The organism is Vreelandella sp. H-I2, assembly GCF_052959335.1.
Genome location: NZ_JBRAMC010000024.1, coordinates 1 through 505, shown reverse-complemented (window position 1 = coordinate 505; position 505 = coordinate 1). Strand labels below are relative to the sequence as shown.

The 505-nt window shown below is 52.5% G+C and carries 1 protein-coding gene; it reads right to left on the bottom strand.

Annotation, left to right across the window (positions count from 1 at the left end; genetic code table 11):
- The coding region (locus ACUVOF_RS21950) for a prepilin peptidase (protein ID WP_447046335.1) at window positions 1-412 on the bottom strand (412 nt) is incomplete at its 3' end.
- Window positions 413-505: the final 93 nt, after the last annotated feature.

Genomic DNA, 505 nt, shown 5'->3' with positions numbered 1-505 from the left:
GGATGTAGGGGGCAAAGGGAATGCCGGTTTGTCCGTTTATCCGCTCCCGGCGCAACAGCTTTCGCGCCAGGATGTAAAAGGCGGCCAGCAGATGCGAAAGGATGAATACCAACAGGAACTTCTCAAAGCCGAGGGCAAGGCCGATCAGGCCGAATACCTTGATATCACCTCCTCCGATGGCCTTTCCGCCGGTTACCACCGCCACGGTGGCCAAGGCAAAGGTGACACCCAGGCCGGTGAGAAGATAATCCCAACAGGGTACTTCCCGAAAAAAGAAGCGGACGGCCAACACCGCCCCCAGACCGACCAGCACGAACCGGTCATAGATCAACCGTTCGCGCAGATCGGTGATCGTCGCAAAAATCAAAACGATGATCAGGATGATGAAAACGATATGTTCAGCAATGTGCACACCGGTCATCCTTTTGTGTCAGGACATGGTAAATCCATTCGTTATGCAATTATTATAGACTTTACTAGCCGGAGGAACAAGACAGAATAAGGA